Source organism: Rahnella sp. ATs2, assembly GCF_051851855.1.
Classification (GTDB): domain Bacteria; phylum Pseudomonadota; class Gammaproteobacteria; order Enterobacterales; family Enterobacteriaceae; genus Rahnella; species Rahnella variigena.
Genome location: NZ_JBLYPL010000004.1, coordinates 130,198 through 150,068 on the forward strand (window position 1 = coordinate 130,198; position 19,871 = coordinate 150,068).

Sequence of the window (19,871 nt, forward strand, 5' to 3'; positions counted from 1 at the left end):
TCACTCTTTCTCTGAAATTAGGTTAGGAAAGCACGGAAGAAACGAGCAGTTGCGTATACGGATGATGCGGATCGTCGAGCACGCGGTCGGTTAAGCCACTTTCCACTACCTGACCCTGTTTCATCACCAGCAGACGGTGCGCCAGCAGGCGGGCAACCCCCAAATCGTGGGTGACAATCACCACCGCTAGTTGCATTTCCACCACCAGCGTGCGCAGCAGATCCAGCAGACGTGCCTGAACCGAAACGTCGAGTCCGCCGGTCGGTTCATCCATAAACACCAGACGCGGATGCGTTACCAGATTGCGGGCTATTTGCAGACGTTGCTGCATCCCGCCGGAAAACGTAGTCGGCAGGTCATCGATACGGGAAACCGGAATTTCGACATCTTCCAGCCACTGACCGGCCTTCTTGCGGATATCGCCATAATGACGTTCTCCGACGGCCATCAGGCGCTCGCCGATGTTGCCGCCGGCAGAAACCTGACGGCGCAAACCGTCCATCGGATGCTGATGCACCACGCCCCAGTCGGTGCGCAACAGACGGCGGCGATCGCTTTCCGCCATGTCATACAGCGACTGCGCGGCGGCCTGGCCATTGTTGTAGATGACCTGTCCTTCCTGAGGCGCGAGACGGGCAGAAATCGACTGCAACAGCGTGGTTTTACCCGAGCCGGATTCGCCGACAATACCCAGCACTTCTCCCGGATACAGATTGAACGACACATCGCTAAAGCCTTTGCCCGGCGCATAAAGATGAGTCAGGTTATTCACCGACAGCAGCGGTTCGGCGGCAAGATTTAAGGGAGTGGTCATCAGCGGTTAACCTCGTTGGAAGCCTGTTGCTCAACCTGCTGAGCACAAAAATCGGTGTCGGAGCACACGAACATGCGGTTGCCCTGATCGTCGAGCACCACTTCATCGAGATAGCTGTGGTGCGATCCGCAAATCGCGCACGGCTCATCCCATTGCTGAACGGTGAACGGATGATCATCGAAATCCAGGCTCTCAACTTTGGTGAACGGTGGCAGGGCATAAATGCGTTTTTCGCGTCCGGCTCCGAACAACTGTAATGCGGGCATCATGTTCATTTTCGGGTTATCAAATTTCGGGATCGGCGACGGATCCATCACGTAGCGGTCATTCACTTTCACCGGATACGCATAAGTCGTGGCGATATGGCCGAAGCGCGCGATGTCTTCATACAGCTTCACCTGCATCACGCCGTATTCTTCCAGCGCGTGCATTTTGCGGGTTTCGGTTTCTCGCGGTTCGATAAAGCGCAGCGGTTCCGGGATCGGCACCTGGAAAATCAGGATCTGATCTTCCTGCAACGGCGTTTCCGGAATGCGGTGACGGGTCTGGATCAGGCTGGCTTCCACAGTTTTTTCAGTGGTTTTCACCCCGGCGACACTCTGGAAGAACTTGCGGATCGACACGGCATTGGTGGTGTCATCCGCGCCCTGGTCGATCACTTTCAGCACATCTGTTGTGCCGATAACGCTGGCGGTCAGCTGGATCCCGCCGGTGCCCCAGCCGTATGGCATCGGCATTTCGCGACCGGCGAACGGCACCTGATAACCGGGGATCGCCACGGCTTTGAGGATCCCGCGGCGGATCATGCGTTTCGTCTGCTCGTCGAGATAACCGTGGTTGTAGCCGGTCATCGTTTGGGCGACATTATTGTTCATTGGCTGAGTCCTGTTCTTTCGCAGCGCGCAGGCGTTTTAACAACTCCAGCTCCGCCTGGAAATCGACGTAATGCGGCAATTTAAGATGCGAGACAAAACCGGCAGCTTCGACATTATCGGCGTGGGACAAGACAAATTCTTCGTCCTGCGCCGGGCTGCTAATTTGCTCGTTGTATTCACGGGTTTGCAGTGCGCGATCCACCAGCGACATCGACATCGCCTTGCGTTCGGCGCGGCCAAACACCAGCCCGTAGCCACGGGTAAAGTGCGGCGGCTTGTCTTCAGGGGCGACAAAACCGTTCACCATTTCGCATTCAGTCAGCAGGATCTCGCCGATATCAATGGCAAAACCCAGCTCTTCCGGCACGATCTCGACGGTGAGCCAGCCGGTGCGGATTTCACCGGCAAACGGATGTGTGCGGCCATAGCCGCGCTGGGTGGAATAACTCAGTGACAGCAGAAAACCTTCGTCGCCACGCACCAGCTGTTGCAGACGTGCCGCACGGGACGCCGGAAATACCGGCGGCGTGCGGGTGATGTCTTCCGGTTCGGTACCGTCATCTTCTTCCTGTACCGCCAGCTGTTGTTGCGTCAGCAAATCAAACACATGGCCGCAATCTTCCGGCTGTGGTTCATCGGCAATCGGGGTGAACGGCGCCTCGCCTTCGGCCAGCAGCGCGAAATCCAGCAGGCGGTGGGTGTAATCGTAAGTCGGGCCGAGCACCTGCCCGCCGGGCAAATCTTTGTAGATAGCAGAGATACGGCGTTCGAGGCGCATCGCCTGAGTCTTCAGCGGCTCGCTGGTCGCCAGACGTGGCAGCGTAGTGCGGTAAGCGCGCAGCAGGAAAATCGCTTCGACCAGATCGCCACCGGATTGCTTGATCGCCAGTGCGGCCAGCTCACGGTCGTAAATTCCGCCTTCGCTCATCACCCGGTCAACGGCTAAACCCAGCTGTTGTTCAATCTGTTCGCAGCCGAGTTCATTCACATCGGTATTGCCGCGGCGCTCATGCGCCAGCAGCTGATGGGCGGCGGCAATCGCCTTCTCACCCCCTTTAACGGCGACGTACATCAGCACACCTCCACGCGCGTGGTGCGCGGTACGGCAATCAGTTCTTCGCCACAGGTGAACATAAAGTCCAGACCCAGCGGGAAACGGTGAGGGCGGTTAAGCAGATAATCACGAACAGAATCAGGCAACTGCGGTGAAATCGTGCGGCTGCTCTCGATGCCCGGCCCGCGCAGACGCAGCGGCGTGCCGCCGGTCAGACTTTCCAGCTGCACAATCACGCTGGTCGCCAGCTCCGGCGACATCTCATCACCGCACGGGAAAGCCAGCAGCGTGGCGCTGTCGAGCGCCGGATCGGCCAGCGCAAAACTGACGGCAGAAGGGTCATCGGTGAGCACTGCACCGGTATGGAAGCGCAGGTTCTTGCGCAGGATTTCATCGTTAAGCGAGGCACTCAGCCACAGCGGCGTGTCGTTATCGATAAGCGTCAGCAGCACGCAGGCGCTGGCAGAACCTAACGCCCCGAAGCCGGGCATAACTGGCAACTGCACGCTGACGCCGGGTTCGCTTAACGCTTTGAGAATACGACGAAAACTGTACTGTGCATCCGCAACCGGATGTTGAAAACTGGCAACAAGTGACATGAATTACTCTCCGCGAACCAGGGTAAAGAAATCGACGCGGCTGGAAGCCACTTCACGGGCGCGTTGCTGGCGGCGTTCCTGTTGCAGAGCAGCCAGCGGCGCTATCACACGTTTGTGCAGCAGTTCGTCCATGCCCTGCATTTGCAGCAAGGCATCAATGACCGCGCACAGTTCGGCGTGGGACTTATTGCGCCCGCTGACGTAGCTGTAGCCGTAGATACCGCCGTCTAACTGAATGACGGCGCGGGTGACGGTCATATCGCCCATCACAAAACGTTTGCCTGTGCCGCCCATGCGCCCCTGAAGCTGGGTCAGACCGGTTTCAGCAGCGCGGAGTCGTTCAAATTGCGGGGATAAATTCAGCGGTTGCCAGTGGGCGAGCAGCTCATCGGGACGGCTGTGAGCCAGCACCGACATCCAGCGCTGGCGGGTTTGCAGGTGATCCATTCAGTGCTCCATGGTCAGTTCGATCATGTCGGCACGCGTCAGGCTGACGGAATATTCCGCCACCGAATCGCTGCCTTCACAAATGTTCAGGGTGCGGACACACAGCAGCGGTGCCTGCGGGACGATTTCGAGTAATTTGCTCTCTTTTGCCAGCGCGCGGCGGGCATTAATGCGGGTGGTACGGCGGCTGAGTTTTTGCTTAATCTCTTCGCGGATAAAATCGTGCAGCGAGCCGTTATGGAAGTTTTGCAATGCAGGCCACCAGTCGAGATCGGGCAGATAGTGATCAATCACGCAGACCGGCACGCCGTTCACGCGGCGCAGGGTACGCAGATGAATAACGGTGTCGCCTTCCTGACGCGACAGCGCCGCCGCGACGTGATCGGTGGCCGGACGCAGCACCGCCAGCAGACGTTCGCTTGTCGGATGGCTGCCCTGATCCAGCAGGTTCTGGCTGAAACGCGCCTGCGAATGCAGCGGATAATCGTAAGGACGCATCAGCACCAGCGTGCCAATACCCTGACGGCGTTGCAGCCAGCCGCGATCGACCAGCTCATCCACCGCACGGCGCAACGTATGGCGGTTCACCTGAAAACGTTCGGCAAGCTGTTGTTCCGGCGGCAGATAATCGCCGCAGCGGTAACCGTTACGCAGTTCCTGTTCCAGTTCGGCAGCGATTTGCTGATACACCGTGGTGTGACTGGTCGGATGTCTAGATAAGTTCATCACAATGAATACCTCGCACGGGACAAACGGGCAGTGACAGAGAAAAGTTGAAAGCGGTATGAAAGAGCCATGATGTAAACCTCAGTGTGGCGTTGGCTTCATCTTGGGCGTGCTAAATGACAATTGGGTGAAGCTCTGGTTGCAGGAAAATGAAGAGTTGGAAGGCGTCTCGCAAGAATGAAAGAGGGGGATTTACGGGATGAACAGTACAAATTACACTCTGGTTGTCGGATGTTTTTTTAAACATTAATTACAAAAGGACTTTATATGTCAGAAGCACTCAATCGTGAATTCAATGATTTACCTGTTACGTTAATACCCGAAACACCTGCGCAGAAATGGAGGCGTGAAAATCAAAAAGGAATTGAGGCGATAAATAAATACGTCGAAGAACATGGTTCGTTTTCTGATTATCAGCGTGCATTTTGATGGAGCAATACGCTGTTTATGAAAACAAAGGAGACGGAAAGGTAGCGTATCCTTTTTTGCTGAATATCCATCATTCGGCTGCGAGTGGGTTCGGTAATACGGTAATGATTCCGTTGGTGCCACTGCTCGAATTAATAGACTTTCCGCCAAAAAAACTTTGTCCTTTGCTTAAGATTGAGCAAGAGCAGTATGTGGCAATGACGCATATGCTGGGGGGCGTTAAGTCACGAGAAATTGGCGATCAGGTCAGGCAGCTCGACGGGGAAATCTATGAAGTGAAAAATGCCTTTGATTTTTTACTGAATGGAATTTGAACCGGATGTGAGGGGAATAATTTCCCCTCTGAAAGCATTAACGCAAATAATGGATCACCTGATTATCGCTGCCGCGCCAGATAAGTGCAGGGTCTTTCAGTTCCTGCACAAATTTCCCGTCGACCAGCACGTTGATTAACGCCACGACTTCCCGCTGTTCAGCGCTCAGTTCCCCGAGCGTATAACCCGTCCACATCCACACATCTTTGCCCGGACACTCTGCCTGCACGCGTAACAATAGCTGGCGCACCGCAGAAAGATTTTGCGGATGCAGCGGATCGCCGCCGGACAGCGTTAAACCCTGACGCGGGATCACCGTGTTTTGCAGATCGGCGATAATGCGGTTTTCGTCTTCCTGCGTAAAAGGTTTGCCGGAGTCCAGCCGCCAGGTGCTTTTGTTATAGCACCCGCGGCATTCGTGGACGCAGCCGGAAACGAACAGCACGCAGCGTGTTCCCGGCCCGTTCACCACATCAATCGGGTAATACTGATGGAAGTTCAAAGTATTAACCCAGCTGACCGTTACCCAGATGTTTAATCCGGCGCTTCACTTCTTCCTGCTTACCGGCGTTAAACGGACGGGCATCCGGGCTGCCGAGATAACCACACACGCGGCGGGTGACTGACACGCGGGAAGGTTCGTGATTGCCGCATTTCGGGCAGGTGAATCCTTTGCTGGTGCATTCGAATTCGCCGGTATAGCCGCAGTCGTAGCATTCATCGATTGGCGTGTTGGTGCCGTAATACGGCACGCGGGTATAACTGTAATCCCACACGTCTTCCAGCGCTTTCAGATTGTGTTGCAGGTTAGGGTATTCGCCATAGCAGATGAAACCGCCGTTGCTGAGTGGCGGATACGGCGCTTCGAAGTCGAGTTTTTCGTACGGATTTACTTTCTTCTCGACGTCCAGATGGAAGCTGTTGGTGTAGTAACCTTTATCAGTCACACCGGCCACCAGCCCGAATTCGGCTTTATCCAGACGACAGAAGCGGTCGCACAGGTTTTCGCTCGGCGTGCTGTACAGGCTGAAACCGTAGCCCGTTTCGTCTTTCCAGCTTTCGGTTGCCGCTTTCAGACGAGCCACAATCGCCTCGGCTTTTTCGCGTAACTGGCTGGCGTCGAACACGTGGGTCTGGTTGCCGAACAGCGCGTTAATGGTTTCATGCACGCCAATGTATCCGAGCGAAATCGAGGCACGACCATTTTTGAAGATGCCGGAAATATCGTCGTCAGCTTTCAGGCGCACACCGCACGCACCTTCCATGTACAGGATTGGCGCCACGCGGGCTTTGATGCCTTCCAGACGTGCAATACGGGTCATCAGGGCTTTCTTCGCCAGCAGTAAACGCTCGTCGAGCAGTGTCCAGAACGCCGCTTCGTCGCGGTTCGCTTCCAGCGCGATGCGCGGCAGGTTCAGGCTGATCACGCCGATATTATTGCGGCCCTCGTGGATCATCTCGCCATTTTCTTCATACACGCCCAGGAAACTGCGGCAGCCCATCGGCGTTTTGAACGAACCGGTGACTTTCACCACCTGATCATAATTGAGGATGTCCGGGTACATACGCTTGCTGGCGCATTCCAGTGCCAGTTGCTTAATGTCGTAGTTGGCGTCACCGGCTTTATGATTCAGGCCGTCACGGATGGCAAATACCAGTTTCGGGAATACAGCGGTTTTGCGATTTTTGCCCAGTCCGGCAATGCGGTTACGCAGAATTGATTGCTGGATCAGGCGCGATTCCCACGATGTGCCGAGGCCAAAACCGAAGGTGACAAACGGCGTCTGGCCGTTGGCGGTGTGCAGGGTATTGACCTCATATTCCAGCGACTGGAAGGCGTCATAACACTCTTTTTCGGTACGGCTGTGAGCAAAGCCATCCGCATCCGCAATCTGCCACTCTTCGGCAGTCTGACGATGTTTATTGAAGCTGGCGGTGACGAACGGTGCCAGGACTTCATCAATACGGTTAATGGTCGTGCCGCCGTAAATATGGCTGGCGACCTGCGCGATAATCTGCGCGGTGACAGCCGTAGCGGTAGAAATAGACTTTGGCGTGTCAATTTCCGCATTACCCATTTTGAAACCGTGATTCAGCATGCCTTTAAGGTCGATCAGCATGCAGTTAAACATCGGGAAGAACGGGGAATAATCGAGGTCATGATAATGGATTTCGCCACGCTCATGCGCCAGCACGACATCACGCGGTAAAATATGCTGTTTGGCGTAATGCTTGGCGACAATACCCGCCAGCAGGTCACGCTGGGTCGGGATCACTTTGCTGTCTTTGTTGGCATTCTCGTTGAGCAGCGCCATGTTGCTTTGTTCAACCAGACCGCGGATTTCCTGATTCAGGCGGCCACGCATTTCACGTTTCACATCGCGGTCATGGCGGTATTCGATATAAGCGCGTGCCAGCTTTTTATGCGGACCTGCCATCAGCTGATTTTCAACCGCATCCTGAATATCGTGGATATCTACACGAGCCTGATCTTGCAGACTTTCCGCCACCACGCGGGCAACCTGAGCGCAATAATCCACGCTGTCGATACCGGCAGCAGCAGCCGCGCGTTGCACGGCTTGTTTAATCAGAACTTCATCGAAAGGGACCTGGCAACCATCCCGCTTGATCACGATGGGCTGCATTGTTGTGGATTTTGCGGGTACGGTTTCCAGTCTGTCTGCCTTCACAATGTCACTCCTATTGGGCGGATCCCGCGCCCCACAAGGCTTACAGGCCGGTTGTGTGGCTTTTGCAGAAAACCGCTATATATTGGGTTGGGTGTGTACTATACACACTAGATGTAGCATTCACGCGAGTGATAATTCCCGTTTTATTGACCTGAAACAAAGAATTTTTTTGGCGGAAGAATTGATGACCAACTGTAAGTTCTGGCCTGAGTTTTGCGTGTTGTTTTATAAGGAGATGCATAAAAAACAAACGGGCCAGACACGAATGTGACTGACCCGGCAGAACAGAAATTTCAGATTATTCGGTGAGCTGCCAGAGGGATTCGTACGGACGAAGCGTTCCGGAAACCGCAGGGGATGCGTAATTACTCAGCAGCGTGCTGCCGGGGAATTCCGGCAATGTGAAGGCCTGATCCTGTGCGCTCATGTTTGCCATCACCCGCAGGGTTTTGCCGTCTGCCGTGCGGGTATAGCACCAGAGTTGCGGATGCTCCGGCAGCAAATCCTGATAATCGCCCCCGGTCAGTACCGGCAGCGTTTTGCGCAGTCGGATCAGTTGCTGATAGAGATAAAAGACCGAGTCTTTATCCGCCAGTGCCTGTTCGGTATTGATGTCCTGCGCGTTGTGGCTGACGGAAATCCACGGTGTGCCGGTGGTAAATCCGGCCTGTTCTCCGGCGTTCCATTGCATCGGCGTGCGCGAATTATCCCGTGATTTCTTCGCCAGAATGCGTAACAGCTCTTCGTTGCTGCGCCCGTCGGATTTCAGTTCGGCAAACATATTCAGACTTTCCACATCGCGATATTGTTCGAGATGTTTAAAGCCAGGATTGGTCATGCCGATTTCTTCGCCCTGATAGATATACGGCGTGCCCTGCAAACCGTGCAGCACCATCGCCAGCATTTTGGCAGACGTCGTGCGCAGTGCCCCTTCATCACCAAAGCGCGACACAATGCGCGGCTGATCGTGATTACACCAGAACAGCGCATTCCACGCATGCCCGTGCATTCCCTGCTGCCATTCGCGGAAAATCTGCTTGAGCTGGACGAAATCCGGCGGCGCATCCGTCCATTTTTCGCCGTTCGGATAATCCACTTTCAGATGATGAAAGTTAAAGGTCATCGACAGTTCGCTGCCGTCGTTAGCGGCGTAGCGGCGGCAATGCTCAAGCTTCGTTGAAGACATCTCGCCGACCGTCATCAGCCCGAGCGGTTTGAACACATCGCGGCTGAACTCCTGCAGGAACTCATGAATGCGCGGGCCGTCGGTATAAAAACGGCGGCCATCACCGGCATCGTCGGACGGGAAGTCCTGCTGTTTTGAAACCAGATTAATCACGTCCAGACGCAGTCCGTCGACGCCTTTATCCGCCCAGAACTGGCAGACTTTTTTCAGCGCCTCGCGCACCGGCGGGTATTCCCAGTTGAGATCCGCCTGCTCGGTAGCGAACAGATGCAGATAATACTGCCCGCTGGTTTCATGCCACTGCCAGGCGCCACCACCGAATTTAGAACGCCAGTTATTCGGCGGGCCGCCTTCGGTCGCGCTGTCACGCCAGATATAAAACGGGCGGAACGGACTGCCCGGATCCTGCGACTGGCGGAACCATTCGTGGTGCGTCGAAGTATGGTTAAACACCATATCCATTACGATGCGGATCCCGCGCTGATGCGCCTCTGCGGTCAGCCGCTCGAAGTCTTCCAGCGTGCCGAAAGCCGGGTCAATCTCGCAGTAATCCGCTACGTCGTAGCCGTTATCAATCTGCGGCGACAGGTACATCGGCGTCAGCCACAGGGCATCGACGCCCAGTGTTTTCAGGTAATCCAGACGTTGCGTAATACCGTTGATATCACCGGTGCCGCTGCCCGTAGTGTCCTGAAAGCTCTTTGGGTAAATCTGGTAAATCACGCCGTTTTTCCACCACGGCAATTCGCTGTTCATTCCATTTTCCTTCTTAAATTTCTTACACCACTGCCAGTTCGCCACGGCGGGCTTTGCGCTGATAAACCAGCACGGTCAGGATAATCGGCACCACAATCGCCACCAGCATGGCCAGTGCGTAGATGCTCCAGAACTGCGGTTTGATGGACAGAATGCCCGGCAATCCGCCGACGCCAATACCGTTAGCCGTGACGTGGAACAGGCCGCAAATCAGACCGGCAAACGCCGAGCCGATCATCGCGCACAGCATCGGGAAGCGGTATTTCAGGTTGATCCCGTACATCGCCGGTTCAGTTACGCCGAGGAAGGCTGAGATGGCGGCGGGCACGGAAATCTCACGTTCGTTGTGTTTACGGCTGACGATAATCACGCCGACGACTGCGGCTGCCTGCGCAATGTTGGAGAGGGCGATCAGCGGCCAGACCGGCGTTCCGCCAGTGCTTTGTACCATCTGCATATCGATGGCGAGTGTGGTCTGATGCACGCCGGTAATGACCAGCGGCGCATAGAGGAAACCAAACAGCGCGGCACCGATCGGCGCGAGGCTGCCGGTCATGATGAATTTCACTGCGAAAGCCACGCCGTCGCCAATCATGCGGCCAAACGGCCCGATCAGCGTGTGCGCCAGGAACACGGCAATAATCAGTGAGCTGACCGGAACAATCACCAGATAAAGGTAATTAGGGATAATGCGTTTCAGGCCATTTTCGATGACCGCCAGCGCCATACCCGCCAGAACGGAAGGAATGACCTGCGCCTGATAACCCACTTTTTCGATGGTGAACCAGCCGAAATTCCACACTTCAGGGATTTGCTGCCCGAGGTTGTAGGAGTTCATTAACTGCGGCGACACCAGCGTGATACCGAGCACGATGCCGAGGATTTCGGTACCGCCCATTTTTCTGACCGTTGACCAGCAGACCGCCACCGGCAGGAACATAAACACAGCTTCGCCGAGCAGCCACAGGAAATCGTAAATCGACTGCCACAACGGGTGCATCTGCGCCAGCGTCTGGCCATCGCTCATCGGGATTTCACCGATAACGTTACGGAAACCGAGAATCAAACCGCCGCTGATCAGCGCCGGTAACAGCGGGAAGAAGATTTCAGCGAAATGAGAAATGCTGCGCTCAAACCAGCTCATATTCTGGCGGGCGGCGACTTTTGCCTGTTCTTTTCCGGCCGCACTTTTACCGGTGCTGGCAATCAGGACTTTATAGTAATCATCCACTTCCGGCCCGATAACGACCTGGAACTGACCGGCATTGGTAAAGCAGCCTTTGACCATCGGCAGGGCTTCGAGACCTTTCGGGTCGGCTTTGGACGGGTCATTGAGGACAAAACGAAGACGCGTAATGCAGTGAGTCACCATCGCGATATTGTCGCTGCCGCCAACGAGGGCGATCAGCTGATCAACATCCTGTTGCTTAACTTTGCTCATAGGGAATGGCCTGTGATTTTGCGTAAGTGTGTAGGGTACGGTTCAAGCATAGCGAAGGTGATGGGAACTTGTCCGGGAACGTTCCCGGTTTTGCCGGAACGATCACAAAGTTTCTGCTTTTGGGAAAGGCAAGGTCAGAAAATTGGGGGATTCAGAAAGCAAGCTTTCCGGGGATGATCAGCTGCTGCACGGCCGCAGATACGCTGAGCTGTGCCAGCAGTTGTTTAGCCGCCGCTTCGCCGCCTGCGCCATAACCGAGTTCTACGGAATACGATTCCGGGAACAGGAAATGCAGCAGCGGGTTGTTACCGATACCGCATACCTGGATGTCGCGGATTTGCTGCTGTTGCAGGTATTTCTGTGCGCCGATAGCGATAGTATCGGAGGCACAAATTACCGCCTGGACATTGCTTTTCAGCAATTGCGGGATCAGATCAAAACCGCTCTGATAGGTGAGTTCACCCAGCGCAATGTGCGGTGTCAGGCCGTTCTCCTGACAAAATGCCCGGTAGGCTTCGCTGCGGCGCTGGCCCGTCGTGGTGTCCTGCGGGGAAACGCCAATAAAGCCAATGTTGCGCAGGTTATGTGCCATCAGCTTTTGCATCAGCAACTGCACCGCCCCCGCATCGTCGTAACACACGGACGACAGCCCCGGCATATCACGTGCCAGCATCACCATTTTGTCCTGCCACGGCGTCAGCATCTGCGCCGATAAACCGGTAAAACCAAACAACACCACGCCGTCGATATTGCGCTGTTTCAGCACCTGCAAATGCTCTTTAACACGTTCGGTGCTGAACTGACTTTCCAGCACAATCGGATCGTAACCTTGCTGATAAAACAGTGGCAGCATGGCGCGGACGGCCTGATTTTCTGACGGAGAGTCGAGGCGTGAAACAATGATCGCCACGATTTTATCGCTGAACCCGCGCATTGCCCGCGCTGATTTCGACGGGCTGAAATGTTCCTGCTCAATCACCTGTAATACCCGTTCGCGGGTTTGCGGACTGACATTGCCTTCGTTATTCAGGACGCGGGAAACTGTGGATTTACCGACGCCGCTCAGGCGCGCAATGTCATTTATGGTCAGGCGATTTTGCATAGTTATTTTGTATGGTTAAGTGAGATCAGGTTTAAGTTCGGTTGTAGTAAACAGGTTTATAATCCGCGGAAAATACGCCTGAGGCGTAGTTAACAGCTCTACCCTAACGGATTTTTATACCCGATGCGTATGAATTTCCAGACCGTTCCTTACCGGAGGTGAAAACCCATGGAACCCGACCCCAATTCTGTAGGTCCGTTGTGATCCGGTAAGCACCCGCTTTTGCTGCTGCTTACCGTGACATTAAATGTTATCAGGTAAGCGGTGGTGTACGTCTGTTCGTTCGCCCCTGTTTTGTTATAACCCTTTTGCCCGTCTGCGGTCGTTTTGCCGTGGGCGCAATAAGGTGCGAATGATGTTCAAAGATTTCACCTCCCGGCTGCTCAGCGCGCTCAGCCGCAACTTACCGCGCCGTTTAGTCCGTCGCGATCCGATGCTCGAAAACGTGCCAGGCCGCGCTGCACAGGCTGTTCCTGCGGCGATGGCTGCACATTGTCAGGCGTGTGCCCGCGCCACCGAAGACCAGCTGTACCTGCAATTTGCCAGCCATCCGGAAGGGCTGACCGCGCAGGAAGCTGACGCGATCCGCGACGTTTCAGGCCTCAATCAGACCGGCGATCAGCAGCCTGCACCGTGGTGGCTGCACCTGTGGCACTGCTACCGCAATCCGTTCAACCTGCTGCTGACTGTGCTCGGGCTGGTGTCTTACGCCACCGACGATTTAACGGCGGCGCTGGTGATTGGCGCGATGGTGTTTATTTCCACCTTTATGCATTTCATTCAGGAAGCGCGCTCCAACAAAGCTGCCGATGCGCTAAAAGCCATGGTCAGCAACACCGCCACGGTGTTGCGCAGTGACGCGCAAACCGGGCGCAGCGAAACGGTAGAAACCCCGATCAGCCAGCTGGTGCCGGGTGACCTGATCAAGCTTTCTGCGGGGGATATGATCCCGGCAGATTTGCGCATTCTCTCCGCCAAAGACTTGTTTATCAGCCAGGCGGCGCTGACCGGTGAATCGCTGCCGGTCGAAAAACACGCCTGCGAGAAAAAACCGGTTGCGGCGGATCCGCTCGAACTGAACACGCTGTGCTTTATGGGCACCAACGTGGTCAGCGGTACGGCGATTGCGATGGTGATCGCCACCGGCGGCAAAACCTGGTTCGGTCAGCTGGCCGAACGCGTGGTGCAGGAAGATACCCAGCCGAATGCGTTCCAGGCAGGTATCAGCAAAGTCAGCTGGCTGCTGATCCGCTTTATGATGGTGATGACGCCGGTGGTACTGGTGATCAACGGCTACACCAAAGGCGACTGGTGGGAAGCAGCGCTGTTTGCGCTCTCCGTGGCGGTCGGGCTGACGCCTGAAATGCTGCCGATGATTGTTACCTCGACGCTGGCGAAGGGCGCGGTGAAACTCTCCCGCCAGAAAGTGATCGTCAAACGTCTGGACGCTATCCAGAACTTTGGCGCGATGGACATCCTCTGCACCGATAAAACCGGCACGCTGACGCAGGATAAAATTGTGCTTGAGCGCCACACTGACGTCCTCGGTGTGACCAGCAACGACGTGCTGCATCTGGCGTGGCTGAACAGCCATTACCAGACCGGCCTGAAAAACCTGCTGGATGTTGCCGTGCTGGAAGCGGGCGATGCCGGTCCGGTGCATAACTCGCTGAAAGTGGATGAAATTCCGTTTGATTTCGACCGTCGCCGCATGTCCGTGGTGGTCGCCGAAAACGATCATAATCACCGCCTGATTTGCAAAGGCGCGCTGGAAGAAATGCTGTCGATATGCACGCTGGTGCAGCTCAACGTTGAGATTGTGCCGCTGACCGATGTACTGCTCGCGCGCATCCGCCGCATTACTGATGACCTGAATCAGCAGGGGCTGCGCGTGGTGGCGGTGGCACATAAAGTGATGCCATCACGCACGCAGGGGTACGGCGTGACCGATGAATCCAGCCTGATTCTGGCCGGGTATATCGCGTTCCTCGATCCGCCAAAAGAAAGCACCGCACCGGCGCTGGAAGCGTTGCAGCGTAAAGGCGTCACCGTGAAAATTCTCACCGGCGATAACCCGCTGGTGGCGCGTAAGGTCTGCAAAGATGTCGGATTACATGCAGAAACGGTTCTGATCGGCAGCGATATCGATGCACTCGACGATGTGCAACTGCTGAACGTCGCCCGCGAAACCACGGTGTTTGCCAAACTGACGCCGATGCACAAAGAACGCATTGTGCGCGTGCTGCGCGGTGAAGGGCATGTGGTCGGCTTTATGGGCGACGGCATTAACGATGCACCGGCGCTGCGCGCGGCAGACATTGGCATTTCCGTGGATTCGGCGGTGGATATCGCCAAAGAAGCGGCGGACATTATTCTGCTGGAAAAAAGCCTGATGGTGCTGGAGCAGGGCGTGACAGAAGGGCGCAGAACCTTTGCCAACATGCTGAAATACATCAAGATGACCGCCAGTTCTAACTTCGGTAATGTGTTCAGTGTGCTGGTGGCCAGCGCCTTCCTGCCGTTCCTGCCGATGTTGCCGCTGCATCTGCTGATCCAGAATCTTATCTACGATGTGTCACAGGTAGCGATTCCGTTTGATAACGTTGATGAGGAGCAACTGGCAAAACCGCAGCGCTGGAATGCGGGTGACATTGGCCGTTTTATGGTGTTCTTCGGGCCAATCAGTTCCGTGTTCGACATCCTGACCTTCAGCCTGATGTGGTGGGTGTTCCAGGCCAATACGGTGGAGGCGCAGACGCTGTTCCAGTCCGGCTGGTTCATTGAAGGGCTGCTGTCGCAGACGCTGATTGTGCATATGATCCGCACCCGCAAAGTGCCGTTTATTCAGAGCCGCGCCTCCTGGCCGTTGTGCATCATGACGCTGATGGTGGTAGTCACCGGTATCGCGTTGATCTACTCGCCCGTTGCCGGATTCCTGCAATTGCAGGCGCTGCCGCTGAGCTATTTCCCGTGGCTGATCGCGATTCTTGCGGGCTACATGGTGCTGACGCAGTGCGTGAAAGGCTGGTTCGTGCGTCGTTACGGCTGGCAGTAATCGTTTCGCGTTAAATATTAATCATACAGGCGGTGATTGTTAACTCAGTCACCGCCTTTATTTTATCCAGCGACTATAGTAATTCCTTTAGCTTCAGCGGGCTAAGATGGTGCGCTTTTTACTCTGAGGAATTTCACCGATGTTATTGCCTTTCCGTCGTACCCTTCTGGCTTCATCCCTGTTTCTCACCTTTTCCGCTTTTGCCGCGCCAGCCGGGGATTTACCGCTGATGCCATGGCCGGATATCAAACTCTAATGCAAGTGATTTATTTTATATGTTTCGTTTAAAGAAATTCTAATAAGTGTGTATTTTACACAATAAGTGAACTTTCAAATAACAAAAATCAAGAACAAGTAATGTCAGGTTAGTCAGTAACGAGTGAGTAATGTGATTGAATGCTTGTTGGTGAAAAAGGGTTGAGGGAAGGCAATAGTATAGTAAGGCGTACAGACCGAAGTCCGCGTAATGAATTTCCGTTCCTTGGCTACGCCATCACTCATAAGCATTTTTGTAAAACGTTGGTAGATGTATACGCCGTATGAATTAATATATCAAAACGAGTGATTCAGTATTAATTGGTGCCCGACTAAACTGGGCTTTTTTGCCAGAACTCCATTGTAAGTAAAAAATCTAGTGCGTACGTGTATAATGCAATACCATTAGGATGGGAATGAATCATAACTAAGGGACTAATATGGCTGACATTGATGATATATCCACGCGCATTGCTGGGATTATTCTTTCCCCCGAATCAGTAAATGGCCTCATAAACGGTGCGTTCACCGTGCCGCTTGATATGGGCTATATGGTATATGGTGTGTTTGATACAGGCTCACGGTTCAGGCGTGAAACAGCTAGAATTAGAATGGCTGGCGCTATAAGAAACGATATCTTGAATTATGACCATATCATAGATGCGATTAAGATAATTTTAACATCTACGTTACCGAAACAGAGCAGGATAATATTTATAGAGGCGTAATTACATCATTTGTGGGAAGGATGGGGACTAATACAATCATGGCTATGATAACGGCTGCAGTATTAGAAAGAGTTTCTTTTATCTCAGCTACATTTAAATCAAAACCCAAAGCTGTATTAACTGGAACGTTGTTAATTGGTGGTATGACTGAGCGCTCAATACGAACCTCTGAACGGTTGGAGGCTGAGAACCCAGAAATATATAATTTATTGAGTGCGAAAGACTATGACCTCCTTTACTTCTTATTTGAGCCATCCGTTCAACCTTTTGTAGATGCGATGCATATCAGAATAACGCAAGGCGAACCTACATTCAGAAAAATAATTGAGTTGGTGAGGAAGAAAATAAATGCCTAAAGACGGGGTGTTTTTTAAAGTCATTAATATGATTCTTACTGCAACCGAAAAAATAGTTGCTTTTATAATTTATTATTTATTTGAGTTCGCATTTGCACCCTTGATGATATTTGGGCCAATACTTTGCATTATATACATCGAGCCGTGGCCGATGAAGTTTGTAGGTATAGGAGCCTGGCTAATATTTCTATACATCTTGTACAAAGTGATTGATAAAATCACAGGCAGAGAAAAACGTAATAATTAACTTTATAAGGATATAACATGTCAATTCCAGCTTATTTATTTCTAACAGATGAAAATAATTCTCCGATTATTGGCGGCTCGTTGGTTTCTGGCCGCGTGGGTGCCATTGAGTTGAAATCGTTTGCTCACCACCTTTCTATACCCTGCTGCGGGCACACGGGGAGACTGACGGGTACACGCGTACATGAGCCCATCAACATTCAAAAAGAGTTCGATAAAGTCACCCCGTTGCTATACCGCGCTCTCACAAATAACCTGGTATTGAAATCTGCAACAATAAAGATGTATCAAATAATGGATTCAGGCATGGAACATGAGTATTTCAATATTCTGTTAGAGAACGTGAAGATCACTGCGATCACTCCAACGCTCCATCCTGGCGGCACAACGGGAACGCATCTGGAAAACATTCAGCTACGTTATGAGGCGATTAACTGGAAGCACTGCGACGGTAATATCATACACAAAGATAAATGGAATGAGAGGGCCACAGCGTAGCATTGCCTGCCAAAGCTCATCTTTGGTCAGTTGGACGGGCTCGTAATCGGAGTGGAGGTATGCCGATGGAAATAAGCTTTGATAATCTTCATTGAAAATAAACAGGTAAAATAATGAATGGACGTGATATCCGCCCATTCATTATTCCTGATTAATGCTATGACTTTCGCGTATTGTTTAGATCGTTACGACGGTTCACCCAGGTGTTAATCAGCAGGGTGATGATCAGAATCGACGCAATCACACCCAGCGAAATCCCTACCGGAATGTGGAACACGTCGAGCAGCAGCATTTTGATACCGATGAAAATCAGGATCACCGCCAGACCGTATTTCAGCATTGAGAAACGTTCCGCCACGCCTGCCAGAAGGAAGTACATCGCACGCAGGCCGAGGATCGCAAACAGGTTAGACGTCAGCACAATGAACGGGTCGGTGGTCACGGCGAAGATAGCCGGGATACTGTCGACCGCGAAAATCACGTCGCTCAGCTCGACCATAATCAGCACCAGCAACAGCGGGGTGGCGAACAGAATACCGTTGCGGCGTACGAAGAATTTCTCGCCCTGCAAATCGTCGGTCATACGCATTTTACTGCGCAGCCAGCGGATCATCGGTTTCTCGCCCACTTCTCCGTCGTCATCTTTCGCCAGTGCCATCTTGATACCGGTGAACAGCAGGAACGCGCCGAACACGTACAAGATCCAGCTGAATTGCCCCACCAGCCAGCTACCCGCGAAAATCATACCGGTACGCAGGACGATGGCGCCAAGTACGCCGTAGACCAGCACGCGGCGTTGCAGGTTGGCCGGAATGGAGAAGTAGCTGAACAGGATCAGCCAGACGAAGACGTTATCGACCGCCAGGGCTTTTTCCAGCAGATAGCCGGTCAGGAACATCGTGGCTTTGGCGTCGGCGACTTCACGGCCAAATTCGCCGTTGAGATACCACCAGAAGCCGAAGTTGAACAGCAGCGACAGGCCAATCCACACCAGCGACCACATCGCGGCACTTTTCATACTCATGGTTTGCGCGCCTTTGCGACCCTGCAACAGCAGGTCGAACGCGAGCATAATTATCACTACCACGGCAAAAGAGCCCCATAAAATCGGGTTGCCTACGGAGTTCATCATTACGGTATCCTCGAAAAAACATCAAAAAAAAACGGCCAGCGTCGGAAGACGTTAGCCGCTCATTTTTTGAGCTGTGAGCAAACCTCGCCGTCCGGCAAGGTCTCACTTACAACCCGTTTCCCCTTCATCCTTCGAGCCGCAGGGTTGTTGGCTGCGTTCGCTCACCCGAATCACTGACCTGTGTCAGCTCATCGGGATTCGTTCGCTTGCCGCCTACCTGCAACCCGAATTATTCGGGTAAACATTAATTAGTGGGTTGTCCCGGTAACCGGGTGGCTGAGACGGCGCTGCGTGAGCGCGGGTCCAGACACCGTAATGACGATTATCCGGCGAAGAAGTTACTCCCCTTTGCACTTTGCAAACTAATGCAAAATGTGTCCGGTGTCAAACATTCAGAAACATTATAGTGCATTAACCCGCCAGCGCCTGACGTTTGCCGAGTGCGCCGACAAAGGCCAGCAGCAGCCCCTGACTGAGCGGTGTTTCGCTAAGTTGCTGAGCCTGATGAGTAAAGTCCACCGAATCGTCTTCGGCGAGGGATCCCAGCCATGACAGATACGTTTTCATCACCGCCAGAGTGAATTCCGGATGGAACTGGGTGCTGACAGCATTCGGGCCATAACGCAGGATCTGATGCGGGTCGTGCAGCGTTTTCGCCAGCACCGTCGCCGTCGCAGGCGGCGTAATAACAGTTTGCAGATGGATCAGATTGGCCGCGAACTGTGCCGGAAGCTGCGACACCAGCGGGTCAAGATGCCCGGCAGGCGTCAGCGTGACTTCATGGGTGCCCACTTCAATCCCTTGCGGGTGATAATCTACCTCGCCGCCCAGCGCATACGCCATCAGCTGATGACCGTAGCAGGCGCCGAACATCGGTAACTCCTGCAACATGCCCAGACGTACCCAGTCCGCCGCGTCTTCACTCCACGCCAGATGTTCTGTCACCATGCTGCGCGACCCGGTAATGATCGCCCCGCAATAGTTTTCCGGCGGCAGCGGGCGTTCACCCGCCTGCAAATCGACAATCACGACCTGCTGCGGGTCGATATCCCCCTGGCGGATAAACATCTGCGGGAAGTTATCGTGTGCGCGGCGGATAGGCTCCGGCGCGTGACCGGTCTGTAAAATCAACAGCGGTTTCTGGCTGGGTGCAATCATCTGTTACTCC

Annotated in this window: 17 protein-coding genes and 1 pseudogene; 5 read left to right on the forward strand and 13 right to left on the reverse strand. The window is 53.8% G+C overall.

The window, feature by feature from the left end:
• Window positions 1-22: 22 nt before the first annotated feature.
• The 6 genes from phnK to phnF are packed head-to-tail and all read right to left on the reverse strand — an operon-like array spanning window position 23 to window position 4,515.
• On the reverse strand, window positions 23-814 hold the full coding sequence (phnK, locus tag ACJY2G_RS05190; protein ID WP_120162387.1) for a phosphonate C-P lyase system protein PhnK: 792 nt from the start codon (window positions 812-814) through the stop codon (window positions 23-25).
• On the reverse strand, window positions 814-1,689 hold the full coding sequence (locus ACJY2G_RS05195; RefSeq protein WP_120162386.1) for an alpha-D-ribose 1-methylphosphonate 5-phosphate C-P-lyase PhnJ: 876 nt from the start codon (window positions 1,687-1,689) through the stop codon (window positions 814-816). Before ACJY2G_RS05195 ends, phnK begins: the two co-directional genes overlap by 1 nt.
• Complete coding sequence (locus tag ACJY2G_RS05200; RefSeq protein ID WP_120162385.1) at window positions 1,679-2,761, reverse strand: carbon-phosphorus lyase complex subunit PhnI; 1,083 nt, start codon at window positions 2,759-2,761, stop codon at window positions 1,679-1,681. The genes ACJY2G_RS05195 and ACJY2G_RS05200 overlap by 11 nt, the downstream gene beginning before the upstream one ends.
• A complete protein-coding gene (phnH, locus tag ACJY2G_RS05205) occupies window positions 2,761-3,342 on the reverse strand; it encodes a phosphonate C-P lyase system protein PhnH (protein ID WP_430320036.1) in 582 nt (193 codons plus the stop codon). Before phnH ends, ACJY2G_RS05200 begins: the two co-directional genes overlap by 1 nt.
• A 3-nt stretch (window positions 3,343-3,345) precedes the next feature.
• Window positions 3,346-3,789: a phosphonate C-P lyase system protein PhnG gene (gene phnG, locus ACJY2G_RS05210; protein ID WP_430320035.1), complete on the reverse strand. Its 444-nt coding sequence runs from the start codon at window positions 3,787-3,789 to the stop codon at window positions 3,346-3,348.
• Entirely contained in the window at window positions 3,790-4,515 is a 726-nt protein-coding gene (gene phnF / locus ACJY2G_RS05215) for a phosphonate metabolism transcriptional regulator PhnF (protein ID WP_120162382.1), read from the reverse strand.
• Window positions 4,516-4,782: 267 nt separating this feature from the next.
• Here phnF and ACJY2G_RS05220 point away from each other — a divergent pair, with 267 nt between their 5' ends.
• Window positions 4,783-4,944 carry a type II toxin-antitoxin system CcdA family antitoxin gene (locus ACJY2G_RS05220; protein ID WP_112152055.1) on the forward strand — a complete coding sequence of 54 codons (162 nt, stop codon included), beginning with the start codon at window positions 4,783-4,785 and terminating at the stop codon, window positions 4,942-4,944.
• Window positions 4,944-5,258: a CcdB family protein gene (locus ACJY2G_RS05225; RefSeq protein ID WP_430320034.1), complete on the forward strand. Its 315-nt coding sequence runs from the start codon at window positions 4,944-4,946 to the stop codon at window positions 5,256-5,258. The genes ACJY2G_RS05220 and ACJY2G_RS05225 overlap by 1 nt, the downstream gene beginning before the upstream one ends.
• Before the next feature lie 37 nt (window positions 5,259-5,295).
• On the opposite strand, the gene nrdG is transcribed toward ACJY2G_RS05225, so the two are convergent.
• The 5 genes from nrdG to treR all read right to left on the reverse strand — a co-directional run bounded on the left by nrdG (window position 5,296) and on the right by treR (window position 12,433).
• Window positions 5,296-5,760, reverse strand: a complete 465-nt coding sequence (gene nrdG / locus ACJY2G_RS05230; protein ID WP_279919538.1) for an anaerobic ribonucleoside-triphosphate reductase-activating protein — start codon at window positions 5,758-5,760, stop codon at window positions 5,296-5,298.
• 4 nt (window positions 5,761-5,764) lie between these two features.
• Window positions 5,765-7,903, reverse strand: coding sequence for an anaerobic ribonucleoside-triphosphate reductase (gene nrdD / locus ACJY2G_RS05235; protein ID WP_132965909.1), 2,139 nt, complete (start codon window positions 7,901-7,903; stop codon window positions 5,765-5,767).
• A gap of 343 nt (window positions 7,904-8,246) precedes the next feature.
• Entirely contained in the window at window positions 8,247-9,890 is a 1,644-nt protein-coding gene (treC, locus tag ACJY2G_RS05240; protein WP_430320033.1) for an alpha,alpha-phosphotrehalase, read from the reverse strand.
• Between the two features lie 22 nt (window positions 9,891-9,912).
• The gene (gene treB / locus ACJY2G_RS05245) at window positions 9,913-11,331 is read right to left on the reverse strand and encodes a PTS trehalose transporter subunit IIBC (RefSeq protein ID WP_112286761.1); all 1,419 of its coding nucleotides are present in this window, start codon (window positions 11,329-11,331) and stop codon (window positions 9,913-9,915) included.
• A 151-nt stretch (window positions 11,332-11,482) separates the two neighbouring features.
• On the reverse strand, window positions 11,483-12,433 hold the full coding sequence (gene treR / locus ACJY2G_RS05250) for a trehalose operon repressor TreR (RefSeq protein ID WP_430320032.1): 951 nt from the start codon (window positions 12,431-12,433) through the stop codon (window positions 11,483-11,485).
• A gap of 352 nt (window positions 12,434-12,785) precedes the next feature.
• Here treR and mgtA point away from each other — a divergent pair, with 352 nt between their 5' ends.
• The 3 genes and pseudogenes from mgtA (at window position 12,786) to ACJY2G_RS05265 (ending at window position 17,571) form a co-directional block, all read left to right on the forward strand.
• Window positions 12,786-15,488 (forward strand): magnesium-translocating P-type ATPase, encoded by a 2,703-nt coding sequence (mgtA, locus tag ACJY2G_RS05255; protein WP_439291440.1) that lies wholly within the window; start codon window positions 12,786-12,788, stop codon window positions 15,486-15,488.
• Window positions 15,489-16,183: 695 nt separating this feature from the next.
• Window positions 16,184-16,827 (forward strand): annotated as a pseudogene (locus ACJY2G_RS05260) (hypothetical protein).
• A gap of 264 nt (window positions 16,828-17,091) precedes the next feature.
• Window positions 17,092-17,571 carry an Hcp family type VI secretion system effector gene (locus ACJY2G_RS05265; RefSeq protein WP_430320030.1) on the forward strand — a complete coding sequence of 160 codons (480 nt, stop codon included), beginning with the start codon at window positions 17,092-17,094 and terminating at the stop codon, window positions 17,569-17,571.
• A gap of 157 nt (window positions 17,572-17,728) precedes the next feature.
• Here the strand turns inward: ACJY2G_RS05265 and ACJY2G_RS05270 are convergent, their stop codons facing one another.
• Complete coding sequence (locus tag ACJY2G_RS05270; protein WP_112286838.1) at window positions 17,729-18,700, reverse strand: TerC family protein; 972 nt, start codon at window positions 18,698-18,700, stop codon at window positions 17,729-17,731.
• 414 nt (window positions 18,701-19,114) lie between these two features.
• On the reverse strand, window positions 19,115-19,861 hold the full coding sequence (locus ACJY2G_RS05275) for a glutamine amidotransferase (RefSeq protein WP_120162370.1): 747 nt from the start codon (window positions 19,859-19,861) through the stop codon (window positions 19,115-19,117).
• Window positions 19,862-19,871 lie beyond the last annotated feature (10 nt).